The sequence below is a fragment of the Streptomyces sp. 71268 genome (genome assembly GCF_029392895.1).
Taxonomy (GTDB): domain Bacteria; phylum Actinomycetota; class Actinomycetes; order Streptomycetales; family Streptomycetaceae; genus Streptomyces.
The window spans coordinates 1913074-1930253 of record NZ_CP114200.1 but is presented as its reverse complement, the minus strand read 5'-3'; the positions used below and the strand labels follow the sequence as shown (position 1 = coordinate 1930253).

14 protein-coding genes are annotated in these 17180 nt (G+C 70.5%); 11 read left to right on the top strand and 3 right to left on the bottom strand.

The genetic code is table 11. The annotated features are described in order from the left end of the window. The first annotated feature begins 28 nt into the window (after nt 1–28). Both OYE22_RS07040 and OYE22_RS07035 read left to right on the top strand, forming a co-directional pair. Entirely contained in the window at nt 29–940 is a 912-nt protein-coding gene (locus OYE22_RS07040) for an arylamine N-acetyltransferase (protein WP_277319605.1), read from the top strand. Between the two features lie 33 nt (nt 941–973). Next, nucleotides 974–1579 carry a YdbC family protein gene (locus tag OYE22_RS07035; protein WP_277319604.1) on the top strand — a complete coding sequence of 202 codons (606 nt, stop codon included), beginning with the start codon at nt 974–976 and terminating at the stop codon, nt 1577–1579. A 75-nt stretch (nt 1580–1654) separates the two neighbouring features. Here OYE22_RS07035 and OYE22_RS07030 read toward each other — a convergent pair whose 3' ends face one another. After that, the gene (locus OYE22_RS07030) at nt 1655–2344 is read right to left on the bottom strand and encodes a TetR/AcrR family transcriptional regulator (RefSeq protein WP_277319603.1); all 690 of its coding nucleotides are present in this window, start codon (nt 2342–2344) and stop codon (nt 1655–1657) included. A gap of 96 nt (nt 2345–2440) precedes the next feature. Between OYE22_RS07030 and OYE22_RS07025 the strand changes: the two genes are divergently transcribed. From OYE22_RS07025 to OYE22_RS07005, 5 genes are all read left to right on the top strand, one after another. Beyond that, nucleotides 2441–4054 (top strand): ABC-F family ATP-binding cassette domain-containing protein, encoded by a 1614-nt coding sequence (locus tag OYE22_RS07025; protein ID WP_277319602.1) that lies wholly within the window; start codon nt 2441–2443, stop codon nt 4052–4054. Between the two features lie 74 nt (nt 4055–4128). Further along, complete coding sequence (locus OYE22_RS07020; protein WP_277319601.1) at nt 4129–4809, top strand: histidine phosphatase family protein; 681 nt, start codon at nt 4129–4131, stop codon at nt 4807–4809. Continuing rightward, nucleotides 4799–5692, top strand: coding sequence for an ADP-ribosylglycohydrolase family protein (locus tag OYE22_RS07015; RefSeq protein WP_277319600.1), 894 nt, complete (start codon nt 4799–4801; stop codon nt 5690–5692). The genes OYE22_RS07020 and OYE22_RS07015 overlap by 11 nt, the downstream gene beginning before the upstream one ends. Nucleotides 5693–5904: 212 nt before the next feature. Continuing rightward, the gene (locus tag OYE22_RS07010; protein WP_277319599.1) at nt 5905–6615 is read left to right on the top strand and encodes a ribonuclease HII; all 711 of its coding nucleotides are present in this window, start codon (nt 5905–5907) and stop codon (nt 6613–6615) included. Between the two features lie 59 nt (nt 6616–6674). Further along, on the top strand, nt 6675–7298 hold the full coding sequence (locus OYE22_RS07005) for a hypothetical protein (protein WP_277319598.1): 624 nt from the start codon (nt 6675–6677) through the stop codon (nt 7296–7298). Nucleotides 7299–7490: 192 nt separating this feature from the next. Here the strand turns inward: OYE22_RS07005 and OYE22_RS07000 are convergent, their stop codons facing one another. Next, nucleotides 7491–8126 carry a hypothetical protein gene (locus OYE22_RS07000; RefSeq protein WP_277319597.1) on the bottom strand — a complete coding sequence of 212 codons (636 nt, stop codon included), beginning with the start codon at nt 8124–8126 and terminating at the stop codon, nt 7491–7493. A gap of 191 nt (nt 8127–8317) precedes the next feature. Next, nucleotides 8318–10483 (bottom strand): RecQ family ATP-dependent DNA helicase, encoded by a 2166-nt coding sequence (locus OYE22_RS06995; protein ID WP_277319596.1) that lies wholly within the window; start codon nt 10481–10483, stop codon nt 8318–8320. Nucleotides 10484–10635: 152 nt separating this feature from the next. Between OYE22_RS06995 and OYE22_RS06990 the strand changes: the two genes are divergently transcribed. The 4 genes from OYE22_RS06990 (at nt 10636) to OYE22_RS06975 (ending at nt 16890) form a co-directional block, all read left to right on the top strand. Then, complete coding sequence (locus OYE22_RS06990; RefSeq protein WP_277319595.1) at nt 10636–12225, top strand: DUF4192 domain-containing protein; 1590 nt, start codon at nt 10636–10638, stop codon at nt 12223–12225. A gap of 676 nt (nt 12226–12901) precedes the next feature. Further along, a complete protein-coding gene (locus OYE22_RS06985) occupies nt 12902–13663 on the top strand; it encodes an NUDIX domain-containing protein (protein ID WP_277319594.1) in 762 nt (253 codons plus the stop codon). Nucleotides 13664–13780: 117 nt separating this feature from the next. After that, on the top strand, nt 13781–15799 hold the full coding sequence (locus OYE22_RS06980) for an ABC transporter ATP-binding protein (RefSeq protein WP_277319593.1): 2019 nt from the start codon (nt 13781–13783) through the stop codon (nt 15797–15799). A gap of 152 nt (nt 15800–15951) precedes the next feature. Continuing rightward, nucleotides 15952–16890 (top strand): FadR/GntR family transcriptional regulator, encoded by a 939-nt coding sequence (locus OYE22_RS06975; protein ID WP_277319592.1) that lies wholly within the window; start codon nt 15952–15954, stop codon nt 16888–16890. Nucleotides 16891–17180: the final 290 nt, after the last annotated feature.

Sequence of the window (17180 nt, the reverse complement as noted above, 5' to 3'; positions counted from 1 at the left end):
CGGCCGCGTCTGGAGAAAGGGAAGGCTCGTGAGCGAATCCATGTGGGGCAGCGACCGCCTGGACCTGGACGCCTACCTGGCACGCATTGGCCTCGCGGGGTCGACGGGCGACGGCGACGGTACGAAGACACCGCCGGCCCCCGGGGCCGGAGGCCGACGTGAGCCCGCGGTTGCCGACGCGAAGCTCGCCGCTGACGTGAGCACCCTGCGGGCGCTGCACCGGGCGCACGTGGCGGCCATCCCCTTTGAGAACCTGGAGATCGTGCTCGGGCGGCCCATCCTGCTGGATATCGAGGCGCTCCAGGCCAAGCTGGTGCGCCAGCGGCGGGGAGGCTACTGCTACGAGCAGAACCTGCTGTTCGCCGCCGCTCTGGAACGGCTGGGCTTCTCGGTCACGGGACTCGGAGCACGGGTGCGGATGGGGTCCGACAAGCTGACCGCCGAGACGCACATGCTGCTGCGGGTCTCGATCGAGGGCGATGACTGGATCGCGGACGTGGGCTTCGGCGGTGAGGGACTTCTGGAGCCGCTGCCGTGGGTTGCCGGTGACCAGCACCGGCAGGGCGACTGGACCTTCGGCCTGGCCAGTGAGGCCGACGGGGTCTGGTCGCTGCGGTCGCTGCACTCCGATGGTTGGTTCGACCTCTACGCCTTCACCTCGGAGCAGCGCTACCCCATCGACTACGAAGTCCGTAACTACTACATCTCCACACACGAACGGTCTCCCTTCGTCTCCCGACCGGTGGTCCAGCGGACCGACCCCGGCGTGCGGCATCGCTTGGTCGGCGCGCGACTAGCCCTCGCACGCCCTGATGGCACGACTGAAGGGCGCGAGGTCGCACCACAGGAGCTGATTGAGGTGCTGCTCAGCGAGTTCGGCGTCGAACTGGACGACGCCGATGCGGAAAAGCTTGTCCAGGGGTATGCCTCCGGTTCGTGACGGTGGCGGTCGCGTGGGCCGTACGATGGCGCGGTGCTGGTCAAGTGGATTCGCTGCTCCGTGACGGACCGTCCCGGGTTCGAGCGTGGGCAGCGGAAATGGGCGGGGTTGCTCGGCGAGCCGGGTTTCCGTGGGCAGGGCGGCGGGTGGAGCCGTACGCGTCCGGAGGTGGCGCACGTCTTCGGCTTCTGGGAGAGCAGGGCGTTCTACGACTCCTTCATGGCACGAGCGCATGACCGCCTCGCGGCGGGCCAGAGCGGAACGTACACGGACATGCAAGTGCTGCTCTTCGAGCGGCAGTTCGACGTCAAGGTCGGTTTCGAGCCGCGCTTCGGCGATGTCGACGTGGTGCGGGTCGCGCACTGCCAGGTGCACGCGGACCGGGTCGAGCACTTCACCTTGATGCAGAAGAAGGTATGGAACCCGGCGATGGCCGGCTCGCCAGGCATGCTCAGGGGCGTATTCGGCCAGGCCCCCGGTCACGAGTTCCTCGTACTATCCATGTGGAATTCGGCGGCAGAGCACGGCAAGTACCGCGAGGAACGGGTGCAGCGACTCGGCACCCGGGCCGAAGTGGACACGGACATCGCCGCGCTGGCGGGCGACATTGTCGCGATAGAGCCCTCCTGGACCGTGTGACAGGCGGCGCCGTCGCCCGGGTGCGCGTCGCGTGTGCCCTCGATTCGTGCCCGACGTGAGCCGGCGGCCTCCGGCTCACGGCTCTCGCCCGGTGTGCTCGTCAGCGGATGAGCTGTCGCCGGCCGCGTCGGCTGGCGGGGCTGAGTCGGTGCTGACTGCATACGCCCCGGCCTGGATCGCGGCCAACACGGCAAGGGCGCTCTGCCGCGCGTGCGTGGCGTCGATCGGCTCACGGGTCACGAAGACGCGGAAGAACAGAGGGGCGGAAACGGCCCGGGCGACGGCGCCCGCGTCCGTCCCGGGGGGAGCCTCGCCGCGCTCTATGGCGCGGCTGACCAGCGGGCCGCAACGGTCGAAGCGCTCCCGGTAGAAGTCGCGCAGCCCCTGCGCGGCGCGCTCCGACTGGAACGCGGCCGCGATGAACGCGGTGGGCGCGGCAGCCGTCGCGCGGTCGCCGAACGTCGCCGCCACCTCATCAGCCAAGGCGCGCAGGTCGCCTTCGAGCGTTCCCGTGTCGGGTGGCGTCCAGGAATCCTCTCCCGCGAGGTCGAGCGCGTCCACGAGCAGCCCGTCGACACCGCCCCAGCGTCTATAGAGCGTGGTCTTGTGCACCCCCGAATGCTCCGCGACGTACTCGACGGTCAGGCCCGGGTACCCGTGGTCGGCGAGGCCGGTGAGGACGGCGTCGCGGACGGCTGCGCGGGTGCGAGCCGTCCGCCCACCGGGGCGCACCGTCCCGGGGGCGGCGGCGGAGTCACGAGTCATGTGCAACTCCCGTTGCGTTAGAGAGGGCGAGCGTGTCATGCTGAGCGTAACGCAACTCGAGATGCATTTGAAGTCCGACTGTGTACTGGGGGTCACTTGCCTACCCAAATCTCGCTACGAGGCGTCACCGTCTCTCGTGGGGATCGACTGCTCCTCGATGACGTGTCGTTCTCCGCGCGGCCCGGAGAGCGCGTCGGCATCGTGGGGGAGAACGGCGCGGGCAAGTCCACGCTGCTACGACTGATCGCCGGCATGGACCATCCTGACGAGGGGGAGGTCGTCACCATCGCCGACGGCGAGGTGGGGTATCTCACCCAGGCCCCAGAGCTTCCCCAGGACCACACGGTCGGAGACGCCATAGGCCGAGCGCTGGAGGGTCTGCGCCGCATGGAGCGCAGGCTGCGCGCGTTGGAGCCCACCCTCGGCGATGCCCGTGCCGAAACCCTGGCGGAATACGGGGAGTTGCTCACCGCGTTCGAGGCCCGCGGTGGGTACGAGGTGGACGTACGGGTGGACAAGGCCCTGCAGGCCCTGAACCTCGCGCACGTCGGCCGCGAGCGGCGACTCGGCGAACTCTCCGGTGGCGAGCAGGCCCGCCTCGGCCTCGCCTGTCTTATCGCCGCGGCTCCCGAGGTGATGCTCCTCGACGAGCCCACCAACCACCTCGATGCCACAGCCCTGACCTGGCTGGAGGATGCCCTTCGGACTCACCCGGGCACGGTGCTCGCGATCTCTCACGATCGCGTGTTCCTGGAGCGGGTAGCCACCGCGATCCTGGAAGTGGACGCCGACCGACGCGCACTCGTGCGCTACGGAGGCGGGTACCCGGGGTTCATCGCGGAGCGAGTCGCCGCGCGGCGACGCTGGGAAGAGGCGTACGAGCAGTGGTGCGCAGACACCGCCGAGTTGGCGGAGTTCGCCGCCACGACCGCCCCGCGCGTCGCCCCCGGCCGGGCGAGAAAGGACGGCAACAAGATGGCCTACGGCCGGGACAGGGGGCGTGTCCAGGCATCGGTCTCCAGCCGAGTGCGCAACGCCCAGGAGCGGCTGAGAAGGCTCCAGGCGGACCCCGTCCCCAGGCCGCCTGACGTGCTGCGATTCGCTGCCCGCCCCGCGCGGGGGGACGCCGGTGGCCAACTCGTCGCCCTGGACGAAGTCCGGGTCGCGGACCGACTGTCCGTGCACGCACTGTCCGTCCGGGCCGGAGAGCGACTGCTGATCCACGGTGACAACGGGGCAGGGAAGACGACCCTGCTACGCCTGTTGGCCGGAGTGGCGACGCCTGACAGCGGCCGGGTCCACCGCCGAGGGCGCATCGGCTACCTCGCCCAGGAGATACCGGTGGATCATCCCCAGGAGCGATTGCTCGCGGTCTTCGGTCGAGGGCTGCCGGACGGGCCCGACGAGCACGCCCAGCGCCTCCTGTCGTACGGGCTGTTTCGTGAGCGCGATCTGCACGTTCCGGTGGGTTCACTCTCCGTCGGACAGCGCCGCCGACTCGCCCTAGCGCGCCTGCTGGCCAGGCCGATGGACCTGCTGCTCTTGGACGAGCCGACCAATCACCTCGCCCTCGGCCTGGTCGAAGAACTGGAGGCGGCCCTGGCCCGGTGGCAGGGCGCCTTGGTCGTCGTCACCCACGACCGATTGCTGCGCGCGCGGTTCGCCGGCGAACACCGAGAGCTGCGCCGCGGACGCCTTGTCTCCAGCTAGTCACCGCCCGTTGGACGTGCGCGGGGCGGGTGAGCGTCACGGCGGCGGCGCGACGGTCGATCTAGGGTGGCCGAATGGCACGACCTCAGCGCATCGTCCTCATCCGCCATGGCGAGTCCGAGGGAAACATCGACGACACCGTCTACGAAAGGGAGCCCGATCATGCGCTTGCCCTGACGCCACGCGGGCAACAGCAGGCTGCCGAAGCGGGCATCGCGCTACGGAGCACCTTCGGAGACGAGCCGATCTCTGCCTACGTCTCCCCCTACCGCCGCACCCATGAGACGTTCCACCTGCTGGGTCTGAATCCCTCGCGGACCCGGGTCCGCGAGGAGCCGCGGCTACGCGAGCAGGACTGGGGAAACTGGCAGGACCAGGAGGATGTTCGCAAGCAGAAGGCGTACCGCGACGCGTACGGCCATTTCTTCTACCGCTTCGCGCAGGGAGAGTCCGGCGCGGACGTCTATGACCGGGTGGGTGCCTTCCTGGAGAGCCTGTGGCGCAGTTTCGAGGACCCCGACCACCCACGGAACGTCCTGCTCGTGACCCATGGCCTGACCATGCGCTTGTTCTGCATGCGCTGGTTTCACTGGAGCGTCGCGGAATTCGAGTCGCTTTCCAACCCGGGGAACGCCGAATACCGCACCCTGCTGCTCGGAGACGACGGCCGCTACCGATTGGACCGACCGTTCGAGCGCTGGTGCACCCCTGTACCGTATCCACTACCGGTTAGAGTTCGCTGCGATGACCGCTGACCGCTTTCAACGCGCCCACGCGAGCCTGCGTGGTCTGGCCGTGGGCGATGCCCTCGGCTCCCAGTTCTTCGTTCCCGCCAACTACGCCCGCCTGCAAGCACGCGCACTACCTCCCGGTTCCTGGCAGTGGACCGACGACACCGAGATGGCGTGCTCCGTGCTCGCCGTGTTGGCCATGCACGGCCGCATCGACCAGGACGCGCTCGCCACCTCGTTCGCCGAGCACCACGACTTCGACCGCGGATACGGGCCCGCGGTGAACCGGATGCTGAGGCTGGTGAGGGAAGGAGCCGACTGGCGGGAACTGGCCGCCGCGCTCTTCAACGGTCAGGGCTCGTGGGGCAACGGCGCCGCGATGCGGATCGCCCCACTGGGAGCCTGGTACGCGGGGGACGCCGAGCAGGCGACACACCAGGCAGAGATCTCCGCCTACACCACCCACCAACATCGCGAGGCGGTAGCCGGGGCTATGGCGGTGGCGGCGGCAGCGGCCCTGGTCGCCGCTCCCGACGGGCCCGGCGATCCCGCGCGACTGCTGGACGACGTGGTGGCGCTGGTACCGCGCAGCGCTGTCCAGGCCGGGCTGCGCCGCGCGCGCGACATGCTCGACTTCGCCGACCCGGTCACCGTCGCCGCCGTCCTCGGCTGCGGTCGCCGTACCAGCGCGCACGACACCGTGCCCTTCGCGCTGTGGGCCGCCGCCGGAAACCTCGCCTCCTTCGAGCGGGCGTTCTGGGTGACCGCGCAGGCAGGCGGTGACGTGGACACCACCTGCGCCATCGTCGGAGGCGTCCTCGCCGGCAGCTCGACAGGCGCCCCGCCGGCCGAGTGGCAGGACCGTACCGAGGCGCTCCCCGACTGGCTACCGGGCCAGCCGCGCTGAGCGGGGAGACCACTCGGGCCGCGTGGGAAACGATCGGCCTCGCCCCGCCGATGCCAGTGCCCGCGACGCTGCGTACGCCCTGACAGAGCACCCCTCACAGGTGCCCCGGCCGCTGACACGCGCCGTGTACCACGGTGATCACCAGCCGTATGGCGCTTGAACGGCTCCGGGTGCACAACCCCTCACCCGGGCGGCGTAGTCTTAGCATCGCCATGCCCCACGAACCGCCCACTCACACCGTCGAGCGCTCGCTACGCGCCACGACCGGAGCCAAGATCGTCGCCGGAGTCGATGAGGTCGGCCGTGGTGCATGGGCTGGTCCGGTCACCGTCTGCGCCGCAGTCACCGGGCTGCGACGCCCGCCTGCCGGACTGACCGACTCGAAGCTGCTCACGCGAGAGCGCCGCACGGCACTCGCCGCGGAGCTGACGACCTGGGTCACGGCTCACGGCCTCGGTCACTCCTCGCCGGAAGAGATCGACAAGCTGGGCATGACCGAGGCGCTCCGCTTGGCCGCGACCCGCGCTCTGGACGCGCTGCCGGTGCGACCCGACGCGGTGATCCTCGACGGCAAGCATGACTACCTCGGCGCCCCCTGGCAGGTGCGTACGGTGATCAAGGGCGACCAGTCGTGCATCGCCGTGGCCGCCGCCTCCGTACTGGCCAAGGTGCGACGGGACACGATGATGGCGGAATTGGGCGCGGGGTGCTCGGAGTTCTACTTCGAGGACAACGTGGGCTATCCGTCGCCCGCGCACCGTGCAGCCCTGGAGGAACTGGGCCCCACCCCGCATCACCGACTGTCGTGGGCGTACCTTGACTCGCTGCCGCGCTGGCAGCACCTCAAGCGGCCCCGCATCAGCCCGGACGTCATCGACTTGGAGAGCGAAGGCCAACTCGGCTTCGACTTCACCGGGGCCTGAGTCGCCCCAACTAGCCACCCGCCGACGCGCTCCGCGTCGGCGTTTGATAGACATCACATATGCCTCTCATCCCCGAGGAGCCTCAGATTCACGAGAGTGTCCCGGGTCCCCGCGTAGCGCCGGCCTCCGGCCATGCCGCGTCGACCCCTCGTCCTGTTCCCGGTCCCCGGCCCGTTCCGATGCGACCTGGCCGTCCCGGACCGAACCGAGTTCCGGCGGCCCCGGCCCAGCGCACGCCAGCGAATGCCGTGCGGCCCACGCCTGCCGTTCCCTCTGCCCCGTCCAAGGCGTCGGCCAAGGCGCAGCTCCAGCTCATCCCCGCCTCCGAGCAGGGCGCGCTGGACGCTGCGGACGAGGCCGTCGACCTGTTGCTGGAATCCGGCCGCGCACCCGGCGATGTGCTGGTGCTCACGACGGGCGACCCGCACCCGTGGGCCGCGCACGAGCTGTCCTTCGGTGAGGCGTCGTACTGGGCCCAGCACGACGCGGGCGACGACGTCTTCTACGCCGCCGCCGACGCGGGACGGGCCACCGGGCGCCCGGTGGTGGTCGTGGCCGTCAACGGCGGCGCGGACAAGGACGTGGCCCGGCTGCTGCCTCAGGCGATGGCTCGCGCCGGCGTGCTGCTCATCGTCTGCGGTGACCCGCAGCGCATCAACACCATGCTGACGGCGAGCGTCTAGCCTCCAGCGGCCCGTGACGCTGGGCGACTTGGCCTGCCCCGAGCCGGGCGCACTCTCACCGAGAGGGCGCTCGGCTAACGGCGTATCCCTGGGCGCTGGCCCGCGTTTCGCGTCTCTCGCGGTAGTTGGCTGGGGCGCAGCAGCCGAGCCAGCCAGTGGGCAACACCCGTGACAGGCCCGTCCGCAGGGCAGTCAGCACGCCGCCGTCGGCCGCAGGTTGTCGGCGGAAGCGCCGCCCGTTCCACGGGAAGGGGCAACCCTGCTCGGCGTCTCCGTCTCCTTCGATATGAGCTTGTCAACCGGCGAGCCCACGTACGGACGCCGTCCTCCGCGCCCGTCGCCCAGCACCTGCCAGCCGTGAGGCGTCATCGTGATGTAGGCACCGCAGCGCAGGCCGTGCAGGGTGCACGCATCCCGCAGTCCCCACATCCAGGCCCCGTCCTCTTCAGTCCAGCCGCCGTCCCCGCCACGGCAGTACATGAGGACCGCCGTACGCACCGGACTCCGCAGTCGCAGATCATGCGGGATGATCCGGCGCAGCCGTGCCAGCAGCCCGTTACGCAACTCCCAACCGTCCGCGACGTCGGCGCGCTGGCGGAACGAAGCGCTGGCCGCCAACCGCCCGTCCTGCTGCAGTACGCCCACGACCGCGGTGGACAACGCGGGCGCGTGCCGGGCGTACAGGCCGTTGACCAGCTCGCGGGGGTTGGAGAGTAGGGGGATGCCAGCGGCAGCCCACTCGGCGGATTCGAGTATGCGTCCCAGCCGGTGGGAGGGGTCGGACGCGGGGGGGCGGGGCGAAGCCGAAGGCCACGATCCTCCCTTCATTGTGTGCCCGAGCCGGGCGGCGAGCATGGTTCACACAGCAGCACCCGGCCCTGGGGACGCCACGACCGAAGAGCCAGTTCAATTCTCGCGGTCACGTTGAACGGCGGCAATGAACAGCCGAGGTCAGTGACCGCTATCCGGCCATATGTCCCTCATGTTTCTGGTTGATGCACCGCTCGGCGCGCCTTGTGTCACCCCTGCACCGCGAGGACCAGCGGAAACGCTGCTTCCGCGCCGGCTTGGCGAAGCAGTCGAGCCGCGACCGCCAGGGTCCAGCCCGTGTCCGTGTAGTCGTCCACGAGGAGCACTGGACCATCGGCCGAGGACAGCGCCTGAGCCAGGGCCGGCGGTACGGTCAACGCGCCGTCCAGGGCTCGCAACCGTTGGGCGCTGTTGGTGCGTGGCACGCGCGTGTCGACCCGGTCGTCCCGATAGGCGACGGTGCCCAGCAGCGGCATGCGGCCGACGGTCGCGATCCGTTCGGCCAGGGACTGGATGAGCTGCGGCCTGCTCCGTGAGGCCACGGTGACCACGCCTATCGGTCGACTTGGCGCGTCGGGAGCGCCGGAGGCCCAACCTCCCGGTCCGCGAGCCCAGTCGGCGAGCACCGTGACCACGGCGTTGGCGACGTCGTCGGGCACCTCGCCGTCCGGTGACTGTGGTGTGAGCAGCGGGCGGAGGCGATTGCCCCATCCGATGTCGGACAACCGGCCGAGGGCCCGGCCGGGCGCGGCCTGCTCACCGGCGGGAATTCTGCCCTTGAGGCTGACCCCGATGGCGGGTAGGCCCGTGGGCCACATGCGACGCGGCTCCACCTCCACTCCCGGCCTGCCAAGCTCGCCCTGCGCCGTCTGGAGCGCGGCGGCGGAAACGTCGACGGAGAACCTGGTGCCTGAGCAGTTGTCGCAACGGCCACACGGCTGTGCCGTCTCGTCGTCCAGTTGCCGGCGCAGGAACTCCATGCGGCACTCCGTCGTGGACGCGTACGCGCGCATCGCCTCCTGCTCGGCAGCGCGCTGTCGCGCCACCCAGGCGTACCGCTCCGCGTCATACGCCCACGGCTGCCCCGTGGAGGTCCAGCCCCCGCGCACTCGACGCACCGCCCCATCCACATCGAGCACCTTCAGCATCGTCTCCAAACGGGAGCGACGCAGCTCGACTTGGGGTTCCAGGGCGGGCAGGGACAACGGGCGGTCGGCCGCCGCCAGTACACCGAGGGTGCGGCGCACCTGCTCCTCGGAGGGGAAGGCCAGGGAAGCGAAGTACCGCCAGATCGCCTCGTCCTCGCGCCCCGGCAACAGGAGCACCTCGGCGTGCTCGACTCCTCGGCCCGCTCGGCCTACCTGCTGGTAGTAGGCGATCGGTGACGCGGGCGAACCCAGGTGCACCACGAACCCGAGGTCTGGTTTGTCGAAGCCCATGCCCAGCGCGGAGGTGGCCACCAGCGCCTTGACGCGGTTTGCCAGGAGGTCGGCCTCCGCGGCCCGGCGGTCCGCGTCCTCCGTCTTGCCTGAGTAGGAGGCCACATTGTGTCCGCTGCGGCGCAGGTACGTGGTCACCTCGTCCGCTGCCGCGACGGTGAGGGTGTAGATGATGCCGGAGCCCGGCAACTCGTCGAGGTGGTCAGCGAGCCAGGCCAAGCGATGTGCCGCGTCCGGCAGGTTCAGCACGCCAAGACTCAGACTCTCCCGCTCCAGCGAACCCCGCAGCACCAACGTCTGCGTCGACCCGTCCCCCGTGCCCAACTGCTCGGCGACATCGGCGGTGACACGGGCGTTGGCCGTCGCCGTGGTGGCGAGCACGGGAACGTCGGGCGGTAGGTCGGCCAGCATGGTTCGCAGGCGGCGGTAGTCGGGGCGGAAGTCATGGCCCCAGTCGGAAATGCAATGCGCCTCGTCGACGACGAGCAGACCCGTCGACGCGGAGAGCTTGGGCAGCACCTGATCACGGAAGTCGGGGTTGTTGAGGCGCTCAGGACTCACGAGAAGGACATCCACCGCCCCCGCGGCGACCTCCTCCTGGACGGTCTCCCATTCCTCGGTGTTCGCGGAGTTGATGGTGCGCGCCCGAATCCCCGCGCGCTCGGCGGCCTCGACCTGGTTACGCATCAGCGCGAGGAGCGGCGAAACGATCACCGTGGGCCCGCTGCCGCGCTCTCGCAGCAGTGCGGTCGCCACGAAGTAGACCGCGGACTTCCCCCAACCGGTGCGCTGGACGACCAGTGCCCTGCGATGGTCGGCCACCAGGGCCTCGATGGCTCGCCACTGGTCCTCGCGCAGCCTGGCCGCACCCGTCGTGTCGCCGACGAGACGGGCCAGGACGCGGTCGGCTGAGACGCGGAGTTCGTCGTTGGTCATGTCCCCATGCAACCCGATGCCACTGACATCGCGCGAATGGGTCCTGCCGCCTGTGGATAACTTCGCTGAAGTTCAATTAGTACGACAATCTTCCAATCTGCGAGTTATCCACAGGTCTGGTGGTATCTTGCCGGCCACGCGACTCTCGTGCCATGACGAACCGCAACGAACCTTTCGATCCCGCCGGCTCCTCCGACGCCTCGCCCGCACACCAGCCCTCGCTCGCCTCTGGCCTGGAGCAAATCACTCTCCGTAGCCCGGCGGAGCTCGCTGACGCCCTTCCGTATCTCCTGGGCTTCTACCCCACCGACAGCGTGGTCATGATCGCGCTGCACGGTGAGAAGGGACGCTTCGGTGGCAGGCTGCGCCTGGGCATTCCGGCCATTCCCGAGGACTGGCCGGACATGTGCGATCAGCTCGCCGACTGCCTGATCACGGGCTGCAGGGGGCGAGGGCACCAGGTCACCGGCGTCATCATCTTCGTCTGCCAGGACCCTGAGCAGGGGGACAGCGGGCACCAGGTGATGGAGCGGCTCCGCCCACTGGTCCAGCGGCTGCGCGTGGCGTGCGGAAAGCTGGAGGCCCCCGTTCTCGAAGCACTCTGCATTTCCGCGGGGACCTTCTGGTCGTACTGCTGCCCCGACGGGCGTTGCTGCCCTCGCGAGGGGACACCGCTCGTCCTGCCCGGCACGTCCGCGATGGCTGCCGCCGCCACCTACGCGGGAATTCAGGTCCGTGGCTCGTTACGACAAATGGAGGCCCGGCTGGCGCCACTGTCCACCACGCGCCTGCCCGAGCAGGAACGAGCGCTGGACACCGCCGCGGGCACCCTCGTCCCCAAGATGCTCGGAGACTCCGCCCTCGCCGTGCGCGGGCGGACGTTGGACCTGGCGGCCGGAACGCTTGAGCGTTTCAAGGAGGCGGACCCGGTCTCCGGACGTGCGGCGGCGGACGACCGCGACGACGACCTTCTCGCGCAGGACGAGGCGGCCGAGATGATCCTCGGCCTCCAGGACCGAGTCACGCGCGACCGAGCCGCTGAGTGGATGGAGGGGCCGGAGGCGGAGCCCGCACTGCGGCTGTGGCGAGCCCTCGCGCGCCGTTGTGTGGGCGCCTACTCGGAGCACGCTGCCGCGCCGCTCACCCTGGCGGGCTGGGTCGCCTGGTCGCTGGGGGACGAGCCCGAGGCTCGGGTGGCGCTCAGCCGTGCCCTGCACGCTGATCCCGACTACATCTTCGCCCGGCTCTTGCACCAGGCGTGCAACGAGGGGATCGACCCCGAGCTGCTCCGCCGGTCGCTGCGCGAGGAGCGGGCAGGACGCTCGGCGGACGGCGCGCTGCGCAGCGCGGTCCAGGAGGAACTGCGCCGCATCGACGCACGGAAGGGACGACAGGCTCGGCCACGGAAGAACGGTTCGCGATCCGTGGCGCAGTGCGCGAGCCGTCAGAAGCCCGATCCTGAGTCGTCGAAGCGGGACGCTCAGGCCGCGACGGCGAGCGGACAGACATGTGGGCGGGGCGCCACTTCTCCCGCGACCGACTCACCCGGAGACCAAGAGTCCACCCCGTCCACGTCGGAACTGCCGATGGTGCCCCGCCAACGACGGCGTAGCGCACCGCCGCGGCCGGCCGGGGGAAGTCGACCCGCTAAGCGACGCGGTACGGGGGAGACTCGTGGACCAGCGGGCAGGCCCCGGGTGCGCCGCCACGGCGGGCCGCGCGACACCAACGGCACGAGCTAGCCCAGCGCAGGTGGCTGTCGCGATCGGCACATGCCTCACGGAGCGCCTGAGCCCCTCCTGTCGAAGGCCCTCAACGTCGCCGCGGACAGCAGGGTCGGGAGCGACGGACTCCGCCTGGACCCGCGCCCGCCCCCTCGCCAGATCGACCGCTTCACAGCCGTGACAGGCGCCGCGCGCAGCGCAACCGCTTCTGAGTCGTGCCATGTTGACCACGCGGATCGTTCACGCGGACACAGTTGGGCCGAAGGGGGCGCGCTGGGTGGCTCGCCCCTCATGGCAGAGCAGGGGCCTTCGTGGCGAAGGGCCCCGACCTGAGGCCCTTCCGCCTGGCGGCGGCTGCCGATACCTCCGCACGTCACGAGTGGAAGACACAGGCACATCGCCTGATCGGGGGACTGCCCCGGTGCCGCGCGCCGCACAGCCCCTGCGGCGCGGTGCGGCGGCCGCGAGTCGAGCGCTCTGGTTGAGCAGGGAGAGGCGGACGGGAAGAAGGGGAGGGCCTGGTTGGGGAGCAGGGCAGTCGGCAGTGGTGGGACGGCAGTTGGGAGACCTCCATGAGTAAGTGGCGATCCATGGCGACGTGGGCGATGACGAGGTTGCGTGCGCTCGCTCGGTGGGTTGTGTCAAGGCGATGCAGCGGCCTTTTTATCGTCAGGCAGACGACTATGATCCCCTCATGCCCTACGACCCGTCGGCCTTTCCGCCCTTCGCCGTCACTGTCGATCTGGTCGTGCTCACCGTGCGACAGCACGCGCTCTGCGCACTTGTCGTCCGCCGTGGCGAGCAGCCGCACCAGGGGCGTTGGGCCCTACCAGGTGGGTTCGTGCGCGGAGATGAGGACCTGTCAGCCGCCGCCGCGCGCGAGCTCACCGAGGAAACCGGACTCCTCGCCCACGACCCGACGCACCCCGCGCCGCCGAACGCCGCGCATCTGGAGCAGTTGGCCACTTACGGAGACCCCAGGCGCGACCCTCGGATGCGTGTGGTCAGCGTGGCGCACCTGGCACTCGCTCCCGACCTCCCAGCCCCTCGGGCGGGCGGCGACGCTCACAGTGCGCGCTGGGCTCCGGTCGAGTCGCTGCTCAACCAAGAGGACGCGTTCGGGCGCGGGACCGGGCACGGTGAGTCGCTCGCCTTCGACCACGCTCGGATTCTCGCGGACGGGGTGGAGCGAGCGCGTTCGAAGATCGAGTACTCCTCGCTCGCCACCGCGTTCTGTCCACGCGAGTTCACCGTCGGCGAGCTGCGCCGTGTGTACGAGGCGGTGTGGGGCGTGGCGCTTGACCCGCGCAACTTTCACCGCAAGGTCACCGGCACGCCTGGGTTTCTCGTCCCCACCGGGGGCACGACGACGCGCCAGGGTGGTCGGCCTGCTCAACTGTTCAGGGCCGGGGGCGCGACCCTCCTGAACCCTCCGATGTTGCGTCCCGAGGTGTGACACTACGGCGTTGCAAAGGTTGCGTATGCGGAGAAGATAGGACAGATGGGGTTACGGTGCTGCGATAGCCCATATCCCACCTGCCGCAGTGCGGTCTCACGCCTCGCGAGAGAAGCCATGATCCAGGCCATCGGGCTGACCAGTGCCCCCCGCCGCAACCAGCCGCCCGTCGTCGATGACCTCACCTTCGAAGCGCGTCCCGGACTCGTCACGGTTCTCTTCGGGGCGCCTGGCGCCGGCAAGAGCACCGCACTGCGTCTGTTGTTGCAACTGGAGGCGGGGCGCGGCCTCGCGCTCTTCCGTGGTCGTCCCCTGCACCGGGTGTCGCACCCTGCGCGCGAGGTCGGAGTGGTGCTCGGCGACGTTCCGGGCCACCCCGCGCGGACCGCCCGGCGGCACCTCGGCATGCTCACGGCGGCAGCCGGAGTGCCGGTCGCACGCGTGGACGAGGTGCTGGACCTCGTGGGCTTGAGCAGCCTTGCCGAACAGCGGCTGGGCGACTATTCGCGTGGCATGGACCGCCGCCTCGGCCTGGCGTCCGCACTGCTCGGGGACCCGCACGCGCTGGTGCTCGACGAGCCCGTGCGCGATCTGTCGCCCCGTGAGACCGCCTGGCTGCACGGTTTGCTGCGTGGCTACGCGGACCAGGGCGGCGCGGTGCTCGTCACCACCAGCGAACCCCGGGGTCTGGATCGCTTCGCCGACCGGGTGATCAGCATCGAGGGCGGGCGACTGGCGGCTGACCAGAGCGCCGCCGACTTCGCGCGTACCCGGTTGCGGCCACGCGTCGTCGTGCGCTCGCCGTTCGCCGACCGCCTCGCCGCCCTGCTGACGCAGCAGGCGCGGGCCACCGGAGAGCGGATCGAGGTGGTCCCCGAGGGCAGCGGCCGCATCGCCGTGTACGGCAGCAGTTGCGCGGCCGTAGGTGAGCTCGCCTACCGCAACGGCATCCTCGTGCACCGTCTCGCGGACGAACTCGGAGTTCCGAGCCTGACGACACCGCTGGGACAGGATGCCGTCCGTCGGCATGCCCCGGCTCCCTCGTCGGACCACGTCACGCTCCTGGCCCGTGCTGGCGGTGGACCTGAGCACGGCACTGCCCTGATGGAGGAGCTTCCCGGGGGCGCGCGGCCGGGCGTCGCGGGCGAGCTGGCGTGTGCCTCCCAGCCCGACGGCCTCGTCGTGGCCGGCAGTGGCTCGTGGGTGGGGTTCGGCGGCGTTGGGGGAGTGGCCGGCCGCGCCGGCGCACCCTGGCCCACGCCGGTGGGCGAACCGACACCCGAGGGGGGCGCGGTGCCGGCCTCACGGGCCTTGGCGCTCACCCGGTTCCCCCCACCGGGACCGGCCTGGCCAGTGCGGTACGAGCTACGGCGCGTGATCAGTGTGAGCACCGCCTGGTACGTCACGGCCGCGACGCTCGTCGCCTCGCTCCTCGCCGGTGTGCTGCTTGCCCGCACGGGCGACGCGGCGGCGGCCCGACTGTTCACCGGGTGGCCGAGGTCGCTCCCCCTGCCGCCCGTGGCCGTGGGCGTCGGCCTGCTCGGCGCCCTCGCGTTCGGGCAGGAGTACCGCTATCCCGCCCTGGCCCCGACGCAGGGCGCCGTTCCGCGACGGCTCGCCCTGCTCGGTGCGAAGTTGCTGGTCTGGTCGGGCGGCGCGGTGTTGCTCGCGACCATCGCGGCGCTGACCAACGGGGCGGCGCTGTGGCTCCTGTACGGCGCGGACGTGGCCAGACCGCCATCGGATTGGCCCGCACTGCTGGGCGGCTGGTGCCTGCTGGCGGTCGGCTGCGCGTGGGTGGGGCTGTTGGCCGCGGCAGTGCTCCGCTCCACGCTGCTGGGGTTCGGCGCCGCCCTGGCCGTACCGCTGCTCGCACTGACATTCCTGCGGCGGGCGGTCGAGGAGCCGTCCGCGAGGTCGTTGGCGGGCATGTCGGAACGGGTGCGCGCGGCGACGTTGGTCGAGTGGCCGTCCATGCCGGACCGGGGTCTGGCCCTGGCCACGCGGTTGGCCAGCGAACCCGTAGGGCACGTGATGGCGCTCTCGATCTCCGTACTGTTGTGCGCTTATGTGCGCACGGCGCTTCGTGGCCGTCCACGCCTCGGGCGCGCCATGCGCTGGCAGCGCGCGAAATGAGCGCCGGCGGTTGATGCCCGTCGGGCAGGGGCCCGACCAGGGCGTACGCGGACGCACTCATGGGCGCGTGAACTGTGCGCAACTCCCCACAGCCCGCTCACTTCTGTCCGATTGGACGTCAATTATGAGGTAATGGGCGATCACCCTTTCGTGTGCTTTTCACCAAAGACCTTAAGGGCCTTCGGGGCGTCGCCGACAAAGGATGCGTGAGTACCCTTGCGCACACCACCACGACCGCGGCTCGCCCCGCCGACTCCGGCCTCGCAGGCTCGGGCGAGCTTGACCGCTACCCCTACGCCGAGGCCCCCGGCGCCGAACGTGTCGCCCTCCCCGCCTGGGAAGCGGACGCAGAGCTGGGCCGAGTGGGCAGGCGCTCCGCCGGCAACCGCGGCCGCGGCCTGCACGGCCAACTCGTCCAGCAGCTAGGGCAGATGATCGTCTCCGGCGATCTGGGGGCCGACCGGCCGCTCGTTCCGGAAGAGATCGGCCAGCGCTTCGAGGTCTCGCGCACGGTCGTGCGCGAATCCCTACGAGTGCTGGAGGCCAAGGGCCTGGTCAGCGCCCGGCCCAACGTCGGCACCCGGGTCCGCCCGGTCAGCGACTGGAACCTGCTCGACCCCGACATCATCGAGTGGCGGGCGTTCGGGCCGCAGCGCGATGACCAGCGACGAGAGCTGTGCCAGTTGCGCTGGACCATCGAGCCGCTCGCCGCCCGGCTCGCCGCCGGAAACGGCCGCGAGGAAGGCAAGGAACGACTCGCCGAGGTCGTCGAGATCATGAGCCACGCGCTGGGTCAGGGTGACGCCCTGACCTACTCGCGGGCGGACGCCGAGTTCCACGCGGTGCTGCTCCAGGTCGCGGGCAATCGCATGCTGGAACACCTGGCCGGCATCATCGCCGCCGCACTTCAGGTCTCCGGCGGCCCGGTCACCGGCTGTGACCGCCCCGCCGAGGCGAGTGTGGGGCAGCACCGTCGGATCGTCGACGCGGTGAGCTCCGGCGACGGAGCCGGTGCGGAGGCCGCCATGGCTCAACTGCTCATGGTCCACCCCGAGGTCGATCGAGTGGTGCCCGCGCCGCGTGAGCACTGACCGCACCCCCTGGCGGGGGCGCTGACCCCCGTTGCCCGGTTGCGGTGACGTCGCCGAACCCTGTCCGGCTGGCCGGGGCAGACCACGGGTTCGGCGACGCGGCGGCCTCTGTCCGATTAGGTGATGTTTTAGATCGCTATGTGGTGTGACTCGGGCCACGGTGATTGGGCGTAACGCTCTTTGGGGCAGCGCGATGACTAAAGAGGTGGCAGCCGAGGAGGAATACGGGCGTCGTTCGCGGCGCTGTTGTCCTCTGCGCCTCCACCTGCGCCGTCGGTTCATCCTTGCCG